This window comes from Rhizobium sp. Leaf384, assembly GCF_001424065.1.
Taxonomy (GTDB): domain Bacteria; phylum Pseudomonadota; class Alphaproteobacteria; order Rhizobiales; family Rhizobiaceae; genus Ferranicluibacter.
In genome coordinates this window covers 683,266-699,445 of the sequence record NZ_LMQE01000001.1, presented here as the reverse complement: position 1 = coordinate 699,445, position 16,180 = coordinate 683,266, and the positions used below count along the sequence as shown (strand labels likewise).

Here is a 16,180-nt window from a genome sequence, read left to right as displayed (position 1 = left end):
ACGAATTCGCAGCTTGCCGCGCCGCGAATTCGGTTTTTGACGTAAGTCGTTGATCAGAATCACATATTTCCTGTGCGCCGATCCCCGAGCTCAGCCGTTGAGCGTGCGGTCGACGATGTCTCTCACATCCGGCGAAAGCTTCGCGCCAGCTGCAATCTCGCCGAGCGCCGCGCGGGCCTGTTCGGCGCGCCCTGCTTCGAGCGAACGCCAGGACCGCATGGCGGTGAGGAGGCGCGCGGCGAGTTGCGGATTGCGCGGATCGATCTCGAGGATCTGGCGGGCGAGGAACCGGAAGCCCTTGCCGTCCGCCCGGTTGAAACCCGTGGGATTGGAAAAGGCGAAGGTGCCGACGAGCGCGCGGACGCGGTTCGGATTGAGCCCGTTGAACAGCGGATGCGCCATCAGGGCCTCCACGCGCTCCAGCGTCGCCGCGCCGGGAATGGTCGCCTGCACGGTGAACCACTTGTCGAGCACGAGCGCATTGTCGGCAAAGCGCGTCCGGAAGCTGTCGAGCGCCTTGTCGGCGTCCGGCGTCTCGGGGAAGCGGTGCACGAGGATGGTCAGCGCCTGGCTGAGATCGGTCATGTTGTCGGCTGCCGCGAACGCCTCGACGGCTCTCGCCGGCGTGTTTTCGGCGAGCACGAGATAGGACAGTGCGCCGTTGCGCAGGGCCCTGCGGCCGGCGCTGCCGGCATCCGGCGAAAACGGCCCCGACGCGCCCAGCGTGTCAAACAGGTGGGCCAGCGTCTCCCGGCCCGCAACCGCGATCGCCGTCATGATCGCACGACGGGCCGCGAAAATGGCGTCCGGATCGTTGTCCCGGCCGATCTCCCGCGCAATATCCGACTCGCTCGGCAGCGCCAGGGCCTGGGCCCGGAAGGCGGGCTCGAGAGTATCGCCCGAAACGGTCGCCATCAGCGCGTCGACCAGCGACGGATCGCAGTCGACCGGCTTGCCGGTGCGGACGCTTTCGGTCGCGGCGACCAGCGCATCGAGCGCCATATCGTTCAGCGCCTGCCAGCGTGCGAACAGATCCGTCTCGAACCGGGCGATATGGGTGCGGTCGGCGGCGGACTTTTCGAAATGCAGGTTGATCGGGGCGGAGAAGCCGCGGTTGAGCGAGACGACGGGACGCGAGGCGATTCCCTCGAACGTCACGGTCTGGCTGCGCTCGACGAGATGCAGCACGTCGCCGGTGATCTCGGCACCCGAAACGCTCGACGCCTGCGCCAGCGAGCCGTCTTCCGAGATCAGCGCAAAGCGCAGCGGGATGTGCATCGGCTGCTTGGTGCTCTGTCCCGGCGTGGGCGGCACGGTCTGCTCGAGCGCCAGCGTGAAGGTCTGCCGGGCGGCATCATAGGTGCCCGAGGCGCTGACGAGCGGCGTGCCCGCCTGGTGGTACCAGAGCGCGAACTGGGAAAGGTCCCGGCCGCTCGCATCCTCGAACGCGCGCACGAAATCCTCGATGGTCACGGCCTCGCCGTCATGACGCTCGAAATAGAGGTCCATGCCGGCCTTGAAGAGATCGGGCCCGAGCAGGGTCGCGATCATGCCGGTAACCTCGGACCCCTTCTCGTAGACGGTTGTCGTGTAGAAATTGTTGATCTCGCGGTAGCGCGTCGGCCGGACCGGATGGGCCAGCGGACCGCCATCTTCCGGAAACTGCTCGGCCTTGAGGTGGCGCACTTCCGCGATGCGCTTGACCGCGCGCGAACGCTGATCGGCAGAGAACTGGTGATCGCGATAGACCGTCAGGCCTTCCTTCAGGCAGAGCTGGAACCAGTCGCGGCAGGTGATGCGGTTGCCGGTCCAGTTGTGGAAATATTCATGGGCGATGATCGCCTCGATGTTGGCATAATCCTGGTCGGTGGCGGTTTCCGGATCGGCCAGCACGTATTTGTCGTTGAAGACGTTGAGGCCCTTGTTCTCCATGGCGCCCATGTTGAAATCGGACACCGCGACGATCATGAAGATATCGAGATCGTATTCGCGGCCGAACGCCTCCTCGTCCCAGCGCATGGAGCGTTTCAGCGCATCCATGGCATAGGCCGCGCGCGGCTCCTTGCCATGCTCGACATAGATCTTCAGGACGACCTCGCGGCCGGACATCGTGGTGAAGCTGTCCTCGATCACGCCGAGATCGCCGGCGACCAGTGCGAAGAGATAGCTCGGCTTGGGATGCGGATCGAACCAGGCGGCGAAGTGGCGTCCGTCGCCCATGCCCGCGCCGCCGAGGAAGTTGCCGTTCGACAGCAGCAGCGGCACGGTCGCCTTGTCGGCAATGATGTTGACCGTGTAGACGGCGAGAACGTCGGGCCTGTCGGGGAAGAAGGTGATGCGGCGGAAACCTTCGGCCTCGCACTGCGTGCAATAGACGTCGTTCGTCCGGTAGAGGCCCATCAGTTTGGTGTTGGTCAGCGGCGAAAGCTCGGTCGTCACGGTGATTTCGAAGGGCGTGCTCTCGGGCAGGCCGCGAATGGTCAGCGTCTCCGCGGTCTCGGTATAGTCGTCCGCCGCGATCGGCTCCTGATCCAGAAGCAGACCGGTCATCTTCAGTTCGTCGCCATCCAGCACCAGCGGCCGATCGGCGGCGACGCCCTCGCGGCGGTGGAAGATCAGACGGGCTTCGACCTTTGTTTCCAGCGGATCCAGTTCGAACGTCAGATCGACGCGTTCAAGCACAAAATCCGTCGGTTGATAGTCTTCGAGGTGGATAATCTGGCCTGTGTCCGTCCGCATGTGTCGTTTTGCTCCCGAGGCAGCCTGAGACGCCGTTCGCAAGGGTGCGAGGGCCAGTGCCGATCAAAGACCTGAACAATTACGCGCTTCGGCCTAACAAGATTTTAAGCAATAAGCCATTTTCCGGCGGACTTCATCCTTTTCGAATCGCTATTTCTGGGCGGATGCGCGCTCCGCGGTCCACCTTTGGCGGGCCGGCATGGCGGCATGGGCGGTGGCGGCAGAGTGACAAAGGGTTCCCGGATCGATCCGGGTAAGGGCCTTGCAGATATCTGCAACTTTCCGGCCAAGCCGATTCCGGTTTCCGGATTTATGCAGTAGGCTTGCGATTCTCCGCGCCGCCTCCGGCTGCTTTTCCCTCCTCGTGCATGCAGGACCGATCTTATGGATCGCGACGAGCCCAACCCACTTCTGGGTATTGCTCTTAAAGTGTCTTCCGTTCTCGTTTTCGTGGCGATGTCGACCTTCATCAAGTCGGCGGGCGCCGGCATCGCCACAGGCCAGATCACCTTCTACCGCTCGGCGTTTGCCATGGTGCCGATCCTTGGTTATCTCGCCATCAAGGGCGATCTCGGCACGGCCTTCAAGACGCGCGATCCCTTCGGCCATCTCGTCCGCGGCTTCATCGGCATTCTCGCCATGAGCTGCGGCTTCTACGGGCTCACGCATCTGCCCCTGCCGGAGGCGATCGCCATCGGCTATGCCATGCCGCTGCTGGCCGTCCTTTTTGCCGCCGTGTTCCTGAAGGAGGTCGTGCGCGTCTATCGCTGGTCGGCCGTCATCGTCGGCCTGCTCGGCGTGATGATCATCACCTATCCGCGGCTGACGCTTTTTGCCGGCGGCGGCGGCGATGCCGGCGCGGCCTATGGCGCGCTTGCGGTGCTGATTTCGGCCGCGCTCGGCGCAACGGCAATGGTGCTGGTGCGCAAGCTGGTGATGAACGAGCGGACGCATACGATCGTCCTCTATTTCTCGCTTTCCGCCTCGCTCTTCTCGCTGCTGACCTTGCCCTTCGGATGGGAGCCGCTCAGCTGGCGCGCCTTTCTCTTTCTCATGGCGGCGGGATTCTGCGGCGGCGTCGCGCAGCTGCTGCTGACGCAGAGCTATCGTCATGCCGACATGTCGACCATCGCACCGTTCGAATACACGTCGATCGTGCTCGGCCTGGTGATCGGCTACTGGCTGTTCGACGACGTGCCCACCGTCACCATGCTGATCGGCACCGCCATCGTCATCAGCGCCGGCATCTTCATCATCCTGCGCGAGCATCGGCTGGGCCTCGAGCGGAAGGCCGCACGCAAGCTCGTGACGCCGCAGGGCTGAGGCGCTTCGAAGAGAGCAAAAGACTGAAAAGGGACGGGAAAGTTTGGACGGTCACATGCCGAAGGCAAGTGGCGCGGGCACGCTCGGCCATCGGCCGGACAAGGAGGCGCTGATCCCTCACGACATGACAGCGTTTGCGACCCGGGTAGCTCGCTCGGGCTGTCGCCTGCGGCAAAGGATTGGGCTGTACAGTCCGGCAGATCAGCGCGGCAGCAGGCCGAATGCCCCGCGGTTCATGTCCGACGACGCACGTGCATCGCGGCTGAGGTCCGAAAAGGTCTGAGACGCACGCACGGCGATCCGGATGTCGGAAAAGAAAGCGTTCAGCGCGCGGATGGCCATGGGAAGTCCTTGAGTATTTTCCGGAGATCGTCCGGATCGTCATTCGTTCATCGTTCGGCCCGGCGATCAGGCCAAGAAGACCGGAGACGGCCTTCAGACCGGCGGCATCGCCGAACCGCTTAGCGCTGGATGAATTCGGCGTAGATCGTCGCAGGACGGACAGCGCGGGCATAGCCGGCGGCCGTCATCTGTTCGTTGGCGGCCGAACCGAAGCCGTTGAACGGCGTGCGGAGGGCAGAGCCGCTGCGGCGGAGCGTTTCAAAGCCGCAATGCAGGGGACGCGGACGGGTGTTCATTGTCAGTTCCTTAAATTCCGTTCCTCCCGTGATGCTATATTGCGCTGCAGCATGCGTTTCACAAGCCGTGAAGGCGGGTTGCTGCCATGCGCAACTTGCATGGCTTTTTCCGGCTAGCATTCACATTTTCTTTAGGAATGGCAGATGTGGGCAATATCGCGGATGACCGGCAGACCCACGGCGGACGCACGAAAGGCAAAAGCGCGGCGCGCGGCGGCAGCCCCGCTCTCTCAGTCGGCATCCGGGGCTGTGAACATCTGCAGATCCTGCCAGGCGAGGCGCTTGCAGATCGGCGCCGACATCAGGTCCTGCGGATGCAGCGTGGCCAATGCCCGAAAGGTCTCGCCGCCGGTGGTGATGGTCCGCCAGTCACCCCGCATTTCGTGGATCGTATCGCTGCCGCCGAAGAAGAATCGCGCCGCGAAATTACCGAGGACGAGAACCCGGCGCGGCTTGGCGAGCGCGAACTGGCGGTCGAGGAAGGGCCGGCAGATCTCCAGCTCGCGCGCGGACGGCATGCGGTTGCCCGGCGGCCGCCAGGGGATGACATTGGTGATGAGCACGCCCGACCGGTCGAGGCCGATGGCCGCCAGCATCTTGTCGAGGAGATCCCCCTGGCGCCCGGCAAAGGGCCGTCCCTCGCGATCGTCGTCGCCGTTGGGGCCCGGACCGACGATCATCAGTCCGGACGCCGGATCCCCTTCGGCGAACACCAGATTGCGGGCGCTGTTGCGCAGGTTGCAGCCGGTAAAACCGTCGAGCGCCAGCTTGAGATCGGCGAGCGTCTGAGCCGAACCTGCGGCAATCCGCGCCTCGGCGACCGCCTGCTCGTCGGGAATGGCGACCCGCGTCGATACGGGGCGCGGTGCAGCCTCGGATGATCCGCCTGTCTGCCGCGTCTGCGGAGCGGAGGATGGCGCGCGGCTGGTCGCCTCATTTTTGGGCGCGGCCCCCCTCGAGCCCTGCGAATTCCGCAGAGCCTCGCCGCCGACGCTCGATCCCGCCCGATCGCGTGTCGCCTGGCTTTCGGCAAAGGCGGCGATCCGGTCGATCGGATCGTCCTCGAGAAGCCATTCCACGCCGCAATCCGCATGGAACGACAGAAGCGCCGCAAGCTCGTGCGGCGTCATCGCATCCAGGGTCGGTCCGTCGGAATCCCGTGTCTCAATGGGGGAGGTCATGGGACAAGGTTTACAGAAGCGCCGCCACGCAGGAAAGCGGCAATTGGCGCAAAGGCCGTCGCGTCACGCGCGAAGGCTCAGTTCCCGTCCGCCGTCCACAGATCGATGTCGTCGCGGGCGCCGATGAGGGCAAGGCCGTGAGCGATGGAGAGAAGCTCGCCGCCGCTCTCGATTCTCCCGGCGTCGAAGCGGCGTTCGAACATCCGCCGCACGGCAGGAACGAAGGACGTGCCGCCCGTCAGGAACACCTTGTCCACCGCTGTGGCGGGCGTGTTCGTCTTGTCCAGCACCTCGTCCAGCGCCGTCTCGATGCGGCTAAGCTCCGGGGCGATCCACTGTTCGAAATCGGCGCGACGCACGATCTTGCGGCTGCGTTCGCCAAGCGGCGCGAAGTGGAATTCGGTCTCGTCCTCGGAGGAAAGCCGCATCTTGGTCGCCGAGACCGCCTGGTAGAGCGGATAGCCCTCGTCATGTTCGATCAGGTCAACGAAGGCCTCGAGCTTTTCCGGCTCCAGCGAGGCGCGGATGAGTTGCTTCAGGTCGGCGAAGTCCTTGAGCGTCTTGAAGATCGAGAGCTGGTTCCAGCGCCCGAAATTGGCGTAGTAGCCGGAGGGCACGTCGAGCACCTTGTCGAAGGACCGGAACTGCGTGCCCTTGCCGATCAGCGGCGACACGAGGTTGTCGATGATGCGGAAGTCGAAATGATCGCCTGCCACGCCGACGCCGGAATGGCCGATCGGCGTCGCCGACAGCACGCCCGCCCGGGTCTCGAAGCGGATCAGCGAATAGTCGGTGGTGCCGCCGCCGAAGTCGGCAACCAGCACCGTCGCATCCTGCTTCAGCGTCTGCGCGAAGTAGAACGCGGCGGCCACCGGCTCGTAGACATAGCGGATGTCGGAGAAGCCGAAGGTGCCGAGCGCCGTCTGGTAGCGTTCCAGCGCCAGGTTGTCGTCCGGGTTCGCCCCGGCATAGCGCACCGGGCGCCCGACGACGATGCGGGTGTCTTCGACGGGCCACGCGGCACCAGCATAATCCTTCAGGCGCTCGACGAACGCGCGCATCAGATCCTCGAACCCGTTGCGGCGTGCAAAGATCAGCGTCCCCTGGAACAGCGGGCTCGCGGCAAAGGTCTTGATCGACTGGAGGAAGCGCGCGTCGCCGGGATTGTCGATGAAGGTGCGGATGGCGGCCTGTCCCGCCTCGATCTGCAGGGCCTGCGCGCCAAGGTTCGGGTGCTTCATGAAGGAGAGCGCGGTGCGCATCGTGTCGAAGCGTCCGGCGGGGCTGTCGAATGCGATCGCCTGTGTGCCGCCGCTGCCGACGGTCGCGAGGACGGAGTTGGTGGTGCCGAAGTCGAAGCCGAGCGACGGGGTCATGGTCTGTCTCCTGGTGCGGATGGCCGCGACGCGACGCCATCGCGCCGAGGGGTCGGGCGCCGGGATGGCGATGGGTTGCGGGCCGTGCGGTACCGACATCGGCCGGCCCGGCGGACGGGCCTCACGATGAGGGTCTTGCGATGAGACCCTCGGTCAGGAGGGCCCTGCGAAATGGACTGTCGCCGGTGGCGGCTTCGGGAAGGGCGCTCCCTCGCATGGGCTGCCGGGAAAAACAAGAGTGCGTGGAAAACAAGCGCCTGAGAAAACGAGCACGTAAGAAAAAACCAGCGCGCGTGAAAAACAGGAACGAATGACCGGATCGGCACGGTCGATGGCGCACATCGGCTCGACAAGCCTGCGCGGATTTGACATGACGAACCGATGAAGACGGGTCCGGTAGCAGTCGCTGGGAGGCGGGGTGATCATGAGCGCAACACACGAATGGCCTGAGCGCGAGAGCATGGATTTCGACGTGGTCGTGGTGGGCGCGGGCCCGGCGGGGCTTGCGGCGGCGATCCGGCTGAAGCAGCTCGACCCGGATCTGACGGTCGTGGTGCTGGAAAAGGGCGCGGAGGTGGGCGCGCATATCCTGTCGGGCGCGGTTGTCGATCCCTGCGGCATGGACGCGCTCCTGCCGGGCTGGCGGGCGGAGGCGGATCATCCCTTCAGGACGCCGGTNTACATCGTCTCGCTCGGCAATGTCTGTCGCTGGCTGGCCGGCAAGGCCGAAGCGCTCGGCGTCGAGATCTATCCGGGCTTTGCCGCGACCGAGGTGCTTTATGACGCGAACGGCGCGGTGGTCGGCGTGGCCACCGGCGACATGGGCATCGAGAAGACCGGCGAGCCCGGCCCCAACTTTGCCCGCGGCATGGAGCTGCGCGGCAAATACGTGCTGATCGGCGAAGGCGTGCGCGGCTCGCTCGCCAAGCAGCTGATCGCGAAATACGATCTCCAGAAGGACCGCGAGCCCCAGAAATACGGGATCGGCATCAAGGAGCTCTGGCAGGTGAAGCCGGAGAACCACAGGCCGGGTCTCGTGCAGCACTCCTTCGGCTGGCCGCTTGGCCTTCGCACCGGCGGCGGCTCGTTTCTCTATCATCTCGAGGACAACACGGTGGCCGTCGGCTTCGTGGTGCATCTNGCACTCCTTCGGCTGGCCGCTTGGCCTTCGCACCGGCGGCGGCTCGTTTCTCTATCATCTCGAGGACAACACGGTGGCCGTCGGCTTCGTGGTGCATCTCAACTACAAGAACCCCTATCTCCATCCGTTCGAGGAGTTCCAGCGGTTCAAGACGCATCCGGCGATCCGCGGCACGTTCGAGGGCGGCAAGCGGCTGTCCTACGGGGCCCGCGCCATCACCGAAGGCGGCTACCAGTCGGTGCCGAAGCTGACCTTCCCCGGCGGTGCGCTGATCGGCTGTTCGGCGGGTTTCGTCAACGTGCCCCGCATCAAGGGCAGCCACAATGCGATGCTGTCGGGCAAGATGGCCGCCGAGAAGATCGCGGCCGCGATTGCGGCCGGACGGGCCAACGACGAGGTGATCGAGATCGAGACCGAATGGCGGGCCGGCCCGATCGGCACGGATCTGCGGCGGGTGCGCAACGTCAAGCCGCTCTGGATCGAGATCGAGACCGAATGGCGGGCCGGCCCGATCGGCACGGATCTGCGGCGGGTGCGCAACGTCAAGCCGCTCTGGTCGAAGCTCGGCACGGTGGCGGGCGTTGCGCTCGGCGGCCTCGACATGTGGACCAACCAGCTTCTCGGCTTCTCGGTCTTCGGCACGCTGAAGCACGGCAAGACCGATGCGCAGAGCCTCGAGCCGGCGGCGCGGCACAGGCCGATCGCCTATCCCAAGCCCGACGGCGTCCTGACCTTCGACCGCCTGTCCTCGGTGTTCCTTTCCAACACCAACCACGAGGAGGACCAGCCGGTCCATCTCAAGGTGAAGGACATGGCGCTGCAGAAGCGCTCCGAGCACGACGTCTATCCTTTCCAACACCAACCACGAGGAGGACCAGCCGGTCCATCTCAAGGTGAAGGACATGGCGCTGCAGAAGCGCTCCGAGCACGACGTCTATGCCGGTCCGTCGACGCGCTACTGTCCGGCCGGCGTCTATGAATGGGTGGAAAAGGACGGCGAGGCGGCGTTCGTGATCAACGCGCAGAACTGCGTGCACTGCAAGACCTGCGACATCAAGGACCCCAACGGCAACATCACCTGGGTTCCGCCCCAGGGCGGAGAGGGGCCGGTCTACCCGAACATGTAGGGGAAAACGCGGTCCGGACTGTCCGCGTCAGGTAACGGGCGTCTGGAGACGGGGTCTCGACCACGCCGAAAACCCTCCGCTCTCCGTCCACGTCCTGTCAGGTCGGCCTGAAGGACGGTGGTGCGGAGAGGGAGGGTTTTTCGTTGGTGGGATCGATCAATGCACGGTCATCCATTCGCGGGCCGAGCGGAGTGCGATGGCAAGATCCGCCTTCGACATGGTGGCGGCAAGCTCGGCGCGCAGCTCGGCGGCCCGCTCGGAGCCCTTGATGGCGGCGATGTTCAGCCATTTGTGCGCGGCGATCACGTCGACATCGCAGCCGCGGCCGGTGGCGTACATCAGGCCCATGTTGCAGAAGGCTTCCGCGCGGTTCTCGCCGCCGATCGTGGCATAGGTAAAATTCTGAAGGTCGAAGCGTGCCATTGTCGTTGTCCCTGTTGCGTTGACGTTTCTTCGTGCAGTCCCTGTTTCGACCCCTGGAAGCCCGGCCCTCTGCGGGGCTCTTGATCTTCCGGAGGCTGTCGGCGGAGTGTTTCGTCTCCGCTCGTCTTATGGGTTAAAGTATGCCGCACGGCCTTCAATGGGCGCTTAAAATGCATGATTAATTCGCAGCAAACGAAGTTCAAACGATTGGTAAACTTGGGTTTTTGTTAAACATCCAGCACCCTGCAATACGGGGCTTTTGCCGCAAATTTTACGCATCTTTTACACGTCGATTTCAACGCTTCGTTCACCACGAAACAGATGGCGCTTTTGCGGGCAGGAAGACGAACAGCGCGTCCGGACTTTTCCGCACCGCCTTTTGACATTCCCTTTACGTTCACGTAACTTTGATGCGGGCGCTCGGGAGCGTCGTTTGGAGGGAGAGTTCATGAAGATCCTATCGAGACTGTCTGCCGCGGCACTCGGCGCCGCCCTCTTTGCCCTGCCGGCCTTTGCGGCCGAGCCGATCGTCGGCAACTGGAAGACGGCCAATGGAGAGACCGCCGCGATCGAGAGCTGCGGCGGCAGCTTCTGCATCACGGTGAAGACGGGCAAGCATGCGGGGAAAAAGATCGGCACGTTATCCGGATCGGGCGAAAGCTACACCGGCGAGGTGACGGACCCGAACAACGACAAGACCTATAGCGGCTCTGCTGCCGTTACCGGCAGCCAGCTAAAGCTGAAGGGTTGCGTGTTGAAGGTGCTCTGCAAGAGCCAGACCTGGAGCCGGCTCTAATGCATGTCGCCCGAACGTGTGCAGCGCTTTCGGGAAACGACATGCATCACAACAAGACCTTGAAGCGCGGTGTGTGAACCCTTTTTCACGCACCGCGCTCTAGGCGTCCGCGGCCCTGAGGCTGGTCATCCCGTTGGCCCTTGGGTGTCCAGAACGTTGTCGGCTCCGCCAAGCCAGGCAGAACGGGGCAGGGATAACGAAGAGGTGCAGGACGGCGGAGCCCGCTTCGTGATGGGCTCCGCCACTTCAGGGCGATTTACTGCGCGCGCTGGCCGAAGAGGATCTTCTGCGCATCCTTGTCTTCCGAAAGATGCTTCTGCCGCTCGCGTTCCTCACGCCCGACATCGAAGCCGGCGATGACGGCCGGGCGGGCGGAAAGCGTTTCGAACCAGCGCTTGAGATGCGGGAAGTCGTTCAGATCCTGTCCGCCGCTTTCATACTGGCGCACCCAGCCGAGGCAGGCCATGTCGGCGATCGAATACTCGCCGGCCAGAAACGCCCGATCGGCGAGACGCCGGTTCATGACGCCGTAAAGGCGATTGACCTCGTTGGTGTAGCGGTCAATGCCGTAGGCGATCTTTTCGGGCGCGTAATGCCGGAAATGATTGGCCTGCCCGGCCATCGGGCCAAGTCCGCCCATCTGCCAGAATAGCCACTGATCGACGTCGACGCGTGCCCGCTCGTCGCTCGGGTAGAAGCGCCCGGTCTTGCGGCCGAGATATTGCAGGATGGCACCGGACTCGAACACCGAGATCGGCGCGCCGCCCGGACCGTCGGGATCGACGATGGCCGGCATGCGGTTGTTGGGGGCGATCTTCAGGAAATCGGGCGCAAACTGCTCGCCCTTGGAAATGTTCACATATTTGACCGCGTAGGGAAGGCCGAGCTCTTCCAGCATGATCGTGATCTTCCAGCCGTTGGGGGTCGGCCAGTAATAGAGGTCTATCGGTGCGGACATGGGTGTCTCCGGTTTCTCGAACGCATGGATTCGCGTGAACCTAGCGCAGAAACCGCAGAACGAGAACCGTTCCGACCGAGACCTGCCCACCCATTGCCGACGCGGGGCCGACGCGGGGCCGACGCGGGCGCCTGTCCCGGGCCGGCCATCAGGCTGCGCCCGGCCGTCCGGCGAGGGGCCGAAAACGAGACTCCGTGCAATGCAGCATTCAACCTGAACGGCACATGAACCGACCTCTCAGCTAGAATTCAGGCGGCGTGTGCGAAAAGACGATCATCGAACCCACACCCACCCCAATCGCCTCGAACGGATCGACTGTCATGGATATTCTTGCTCGCCGCCTCACGATCATCAGCGCTCTCATGGTCGTCTTCGCCATGAGCCTGGCAGCCGCCGTCAGCGCCGATACCGAGCGCCGCCGCCAGCACGATTACACCACGACGCTGGCCGACTGCACCGCCCATACCGCGCAGTTCTGCCAGGCAAAGCTCTGACATCGGGCGGAGGTCATCGACCGGGCGGGCGGTGCCAAGACACCACCCGTCCTCGCCCATCCCGCATTCCAACCTGACGAAACCGGGCGAGTTCCCGGCCCGTCGATGTTTTCCCGTCCCCAGGTGCGGTTTCCGGGAACGGCGTCCGCGACGACAAATCCGCTTGTGCCGATCCCCCAGGTGCGAGCATCATTGCGACATGGTCGCACGCCCTCTCTCCACCCTTGTCCTCTATGCCTGCGCAGCCCTGTTCGAGATCGCAGGCTGTTTCAGCCTGTGGGCCTGGCTTCGGCTCGATCGGTCCGTGCTCTGGCTCCTTCCCGGCATCGCCAGTCTGATCGCCTTCGCTTGGCTCCTGACCCTCAGCCCGCAGCCGGCGGCCGGTCGGAGCTTTGCCGCCTATGGCGGCATCTACATTGCGGCTTCGGTCCTCTGGATGTGGCTTGCGGAAGGCGTGCGGCCGGATCGGTTCGATCTGGCCGGCGTGCTGTTGGCCCTGGCCGGCACGCTCGTCATCCTCGTGCCGGCCCGAAGCTGAAGACAGGCTGCCGGCAGCGTCTGGAAGCGCGGACGCAGGAATTGCAGCGCCGCGGCGCCACTTGTCGTTTGCTTGTCTTTGGCGGCATCCTATAATGCCGCATGAGCGCACGAATCTCCTCCGTCCCCGTCCTTCCCGTTGCCATGCCCGAGGCCTTCGAGCCGCAGACGTTCGACGATCCCGTCAAGGCTGTCGATGCGCTGACGGCGCTCTATGATCGCAACACGGCGTTCCTGGTGGATGGGTTCACGGCGCTTGGCAAAGGCGTGGCCGCCAGCCGTTTCCGCGCCTGCTACCCGCAGGTCAGCATGGAAACCTCCAGTTTCGGCCATGTCGATTCGCGGCTGTCCTACGGCCATGTCACCGCGCCCGGCGTCTACACGACCACGGTCACGCGCCCAAAGCTCTTCCGTCACTATCTGAAGGAACAGCTGGGTCTCCTCATTCGCAACCACGGCACCGGGGTCACGGTATCGGAATCCCTGACACCGATCCCGCTGCACTTCGCCTTCGGCGAGGGCGCGCATGTCGAGGCATCGCTTGCCGAAAACATCGACGTGCCGCTGCGGGACCTGTTCGACACACCGGATCTTTCGACCACCGACGACGAAATTGCCAACGGCGCCTATGAGCCCGGACCCGGCGAACCCTTTCCGCTTGCGCCATTCACCGCGCAACGGATCGACTATTCGCTGGCGCGCCTCAGCCACTACACGGCCACCAGCGCAGCCCATTTCCAGAATTTCGTGCTCTTCACAAACTACCAGTTCTATATCGACGAGTTCTGCGCCTGGGCCCGCAAGCAGATGGCCGAGGGCGGCAATGGCTACACGGCTTTCGTGGAGCCGGGCAATATCGTGACACAGGCCGGCTCTGACGCGCCGGACAGCGACCTTACGCTCGCGCGCCTGCCGCAGATGCCGGCCTACCACCTGAAGAAGAAGGGGCATGGCGGCATCACCGTCGTCAATATCGGCGTCGGCCCGTCCAATGCGAAGACGATCACTGACCACATCGCCGTCCTGCGCCCGCATGCCTGGCTGATGCTCGGTCACTGCGCCGGCCTGCGCAACAGCCAGGCGCTCGGGGATTACGTTCTGGCGCACGCCTATGTGCGGGAGGACCACGTGCTGGACGACGACCTGCCGGTCTGGGTTCCGATCCCCGCTCTCGCCGAAGTGCAGATGGCGCTGCAGGAAGCGGTGGCCGAAACCACCGGCTACGAGGGCTACGACCTCAAGCGCATCATGCGGACGGGCACGGTCGCGACCATCGACAACCGCAACTGGGAGCTGCGCGACCAGCGCGGCCCGGTCAAGCGGCTCTCGCAGTCGCGCGCCATCGCGCTTGACATGGAGTCCGCCACGATCGCCGCGAACGGTTTCCGTTTCCGCGTGCCCTATGGAACACTGCTGTGCGTGTCCGACAAGCCGCTGCATGGCGAGCTGAAGCTGCCGGGCATGGCCACCGCCTTCTACAAGAACCAGGTCAGCCAGCACCTGCAGATCGGCATCCGCGCCCTGGAAAAGCTTGCCGCAATGCCGCCCGAAAAGCTGCATTCCCGCAAGCTTCGCAGCTTCTTCGAGACGGCGTTCCAGTAATCTCGACAGATCGGCGCCGGCGGAGGGTGGCCTCGATCAGGCCGTCGCGTCCGGCGGCGGCGTGACGGCTGCCGCCTGCGGCTCGACAGGTCGTCCCACGAGCAGTTTCAGCTCGCCCGCATGGATCCGGATGTCGACATCGCCGCGAAGCGGCAGGAGTTCGCCGTCGATCACGCAGTTGATCTTGTGCCTGCGGGCGTGCGGGAAATAGAGCTCCACCTGCTTGACGCTCATCTCGGTGATGAGCGTGCTCTCGCGAAACTTGCCCCTGAGAATATCGAACACGAGCCGGCCGACGCCCGGCGGGGTGAGGGGCGGCGCCGTGTAGAAGCCGAGATGGCCGCCGGTCAGGTCGTCCGCATACATCAGCGCGTTGGCGCCGAAGTGATTGTTGGACACCGACAGGGCGGAAACCTTTCGGCGCTCGGTGACGCCATCCGCCCGAAACTCGATGCGGAACTGCGGCGGGTTGAACACCACGCCGATGGCGGCACGCGTGCTGGCCGAAATCTTGCCGAGGCGGGAGGCGAAGCTGTAGGACTCGCGGTAGCGGACCATGCGCGCATGCAGACCCATGGAAAACTGGTGCACGAAGGCCCGGCCGTTGGCGCTGCCGATGTCGCCGTCGATCACCTCGCCGGTCGCGAGCACGTCGAGAACCTTCCAGATGTCGAGGGGCAGCTTCAGCGAGCGCGCAAAGAGGTTCATGGTCCCGGCCGGCACGACGCCGAGCGGCAGCCCGCTTTTCCAGGCGACACCGGCGGCGGCCGAGATTGTGCCATCGCCGCCGCCGGCGATCATCGCATCGAGATCGTCCCGGTTGGCGGCTTTCTTGAGTTCCGCTTCCATGTCGTCGCCCGACACCACGGCAATCTCGATGTCGTGTCCGGCCGAGCGGAAGGCCGAATCCATGGCCTGGGAATAGGCCTTCATGTCGGTGGTGCGAAAGGTGCCGCCGTCGCTGTTCAGTATCGCTTTGAGCTTCATGCGGATCCCGGCTGTGTCTGAGCTACGGCATGGGCAGACCGGGCATGCCCCGGTCGGTCCCTGCCGCCGGATCGTATATGCGGCGTTCGTCACGGGCTTCAAGATGACCGCCGTGCGGCACGCGCAGCTTATTTCGTCTTCGCGCAGACTGGCGAAGGTTTTGCCCCGGCTCACTTGGCTCCTTCTTCGCGTCAGACGACGTGCGGTCGCCTCACGCCGCCGCCTGGAGAACCACCACCTGATCGCCCGCCTTCACGCGATCATAGAGATCGATGACATCGTGATTGAGCATGCGGACGCAGCCGCTCGACATCGCCTGCCCGATCGAACGGGGCTGATTCGTTCCGTGAATGCGGAAGCGCGTGTCGTTGCCGCCGCGGTAGAGGTAGATGGCGCGGGCGCCGAGCGGATTGTTCGGGCCGCCCGGCAGGCCACCGGCATACTTAAGATTTCGCTCGGGATCGCGACGGATCATGTTGGGTGTCGGCGTCCAGGTGGGCCATTCCGCCTTGCGGCCGATATAGGCATTGCCGGAGAGCGCATAGCCCTCTCGCCCGACGCCGATGCCGTAGCGCATGGCCCGACCCCCGCCAAGCACGTAATAGAGCCGCCGCGCCGGGGTATCGACGACGATGGTCCCGGCGGCGTAGCCGGTTGGGTAGGCAACGTCCTGCCGACGCAGATCCGGCTCGATCTGGTCCAGGGGCACTGCGGGCAGGGGAAACCGCTCGTCCGGCAAGGCCGCATAATTCAGCCGGGCAATCGAGCCGGTGTCGGCACAACCGGCAAGAAGAGCGGAAAAGCCGAGCAGCAGGCCGCGGCGGGAGATGGACATGGACGAGCCCCGATCAGGTGATT

At 64.4% G+C, this 16,180-nt stretch carries 14 protein-coding genes and 3 pseudogenes; 8 read left to right on the top strand and 9 right to left on the bottom strand.

Annotated elements, in window-relative coordinates:
• Positions 1–90 precede the first annotated feature (90 nt).
• Positions 91–2,739 (bottom strand): aminopeptidase N, encoded by a 2,649-nt coding sequence (gene pepN, locus ASG25_RS03300; RefSeq protein ID WP_062469206.1) that lies wholly within the window; start codon positions 2,737–2,739, stop codon positions 91–93.
• A gap of 384 nt (positions 2,740–3,123) precedes the next feature.
• On the opposite strand from pepN, the gene ASG25_RS03295 reads away from it, so the two are divergent.
• Complete coding sequence (locus tag ASG25_RS03295; RefSeq protein WP_062469203.1) at positions 3,124–4,062, top strand: DMT family transporter; 939 nt, start codon at positions 3,124–3,126, stop codon at positions 4,060–4,062.
• A 201-nt stretch (positions 4,063–4,263) separates the two neighbouring features.
• On the opposite strand, the gene ASG25_RS22560 is transcribed toward ASG25_RS03295, so the two are convergent.
• The 4 genes from ASG25_RS22560 to ASG25_RS03285 all read right to left on the bottom strand — a co-directional run bounded on the left by ASG25_RS22560 (position 4,264) and on the right by ASG25_RS03285 (position 7,257).
• A complete protein-coding gene (locus ASG25_RS22560; protein WP_156379843.1) occupies positions 4,264–4,404 on the bottom strand; it encodes a hypothetical protein in 141 nt (46 codons plus the stop codon).
• Between the two features lie 119 nt (positions 4,405–4,523).
• Positions 4,524–4,700, bottom strand: coding sequence for a hypothetical protein (locus ASG25_RS23090; RefSeq protein WP_164490742.1), 177 nt, complete (start codon positions 4,698–4,700; stop codon positions 4,524–4,526).
• A gap of 230 nt (positions 4,701–4,930) precedes the next feature.
• Entirely contained in the window at positions 4,931–5,881 is a 951-nt protein-coding gene (locus ASG25_RS03290) for a uracil-DNA glycosylase (RefSeq protein ID WP_062469198.1), read from the bottom strand.
• 77 nt (positions 5,882–5,958) lie between these two features.
• A complete protein-coding gene (locus tag ASG25_RS03285; RefSeq protein WP_062469195.1) occupies positions 5,959–7,257 on the bottom strand; it encodes an Hsp70 family protein in 1,299 nt (432 codons plus the stop codon).
• 424 nt (positions 7,258–7,681) lie between these two features.
• Here ASG25_RS03285 and ASG25_RS23370 point away from each other — a divergent pair.
• The 3 pseudogenes from ASG25_RS23370 to ASG25_RS23360 form a co-directional block, all read left to right on the top strand.
• Positions 7,682–7,935, top strand: a pseudogene (locus tag ASG25_RS23370) (NAD(P)-binding protein); the annotation flags it as partial.
• 1 nt (position 7,936) lies between these two features.
• Positions 7,937–8,397, top strand: a pseudogene (locus ASG25_RS23365) (NAD(P)/FAD-dependent oxidoreductase); the annotation flags it as partial.
• 1 nt (position 8,398) lies between these two features.
• A pseudogene (locus tag ASG25_RS23360) lies at positions 8,399–9,525 on the top strand (electron transfer flavoprotein-ubiquinone oxidoreductase); the annotation flags it as partial.
• A gap of 156 nt (positions 9,526–9,681) precedes the next feature.
• Here ASG25_RS23360 and ASG25_RS03275 read toward each other — a convergent pair.
• Entirely contained in the window at positions 9,682–9,948 is a 267-nt protein-coding gene (locus tag ASG25_RS03275) for a sel1 repeat family protein (protein WP_062469189.1), read from the bottom strand.
• A 448-nt stretch (positions 9,949–10,396) separates the two neighbouring features.
• On the opposite strand from ASG25_RS03275, the gene ASG25_RS03270 reads away from it, so the two are divergent.
• On the top strand, positions 10,397–10,744 hold the full coding sequence (locus tag ASG25_RS03270; RefSeq protein ID WP_062469186.1) for a DUF2147 domain-containing protein: 348 nt from the start codon (positions 10,397–10,399) through the stop codon (positions 10,742–10,744).
• A gap of 256 nt (positions 10,745–11,000) precedes the next feature.
• On the opposite strand, the gene ASG25_RS03265 is transcribed toward ASG25_RS03270, so the two are convergent.
• Complete coding sequence (locus ASG25_RS03265) at positions 11,001–11,702, bottom strand: glutathione S-transferase N-terminal domain-containing protein (protein WP_062469182.1); 702 nt, start codon at positions 11,700–11,702, stop codon at positions 11,001–11,003.
• 320 nt (positions 11,703–12,022) lie between these two features.
• On the opposite strand from ASG25_RS03265, the gene ASG25_RS23085 reads away from it, so the two are divergent.
• The 3 genes from ASG25_RS23085 (at position 12,023) to ASG25_RS03250 (ending at position 14,335) form a co-directional block, all read left to right on the top strand.
• Complete coding sequence (locus ASG25_RS23085; RefSeq protein WP_092932804.1) at positions 12,023–12,196, top strand: hypothetical protein; 174 nt, start codon at positions 12,023–12,025, stop codon at positions 12,194–12,196.
• A 199-nt stretch (positions 12,197–12,395) separates the two neighbouring features.
• The gene (locus tag ASG25_RS03255) at positions 12,396–12,734 is read left to right on the top strand and encodes a YnfA family protein (RefSeq protein WP_062469173.1); all 339 of its coding nucleotides are present in this window, start codon (positions 12,396–12,398) and stop codon (positions 12,732–12,734) included.
• A gap of 101 nt (positions 12,735–12,835) precedes the next feature.
• Positions 12,836–14,335, top strand: coding sequence for an AMP nucleosidase (locus ASG25_RS03250; protein ID WP_062469170.1), 1,500 nt, complete (start codon positions 12,836–12,838; stop codon positions 14,333–14,335).
• Between the two features lie 36 nt (positions 14,336–14,371).
• On the opposite strand, the gene ASG25_RS03245 is transcribed toward ASG25_RS03250, so the two are convergent.
• Together ASG25_RS03245 and ASG25_RS03240 are read right to left on the bottom strand one after the other, a co-directional pair.
• Positions 14,372–15,322 (bottom strand): diacylglycerol kinase family protein, encoded by a 951-nt coding sequence (locus ASG25_RS03245; protein ID WP_062469166.1) that lies wholly within the window; start codon positions 15,320–15,322, stop codon positions 14,372–14,374.
• 211 nt (positions 15,323–15,533) lie between these two features.
• Positions 15,534–16,157 carry a L,D-transpeptidase gene (locus ASG25_RS03240; RefSeq protein WP_062469163.1) on the bottom strand — a complete coding sequence of 208 codons (624 nt, stop codon included), beginning with the start codon at positions 16,155–16,157 and terminating at the stop codon, positions 15,534–15,536.
• Between the last annotated feature and the right edge of the window lie 23 nt (positions 16,158–16,180).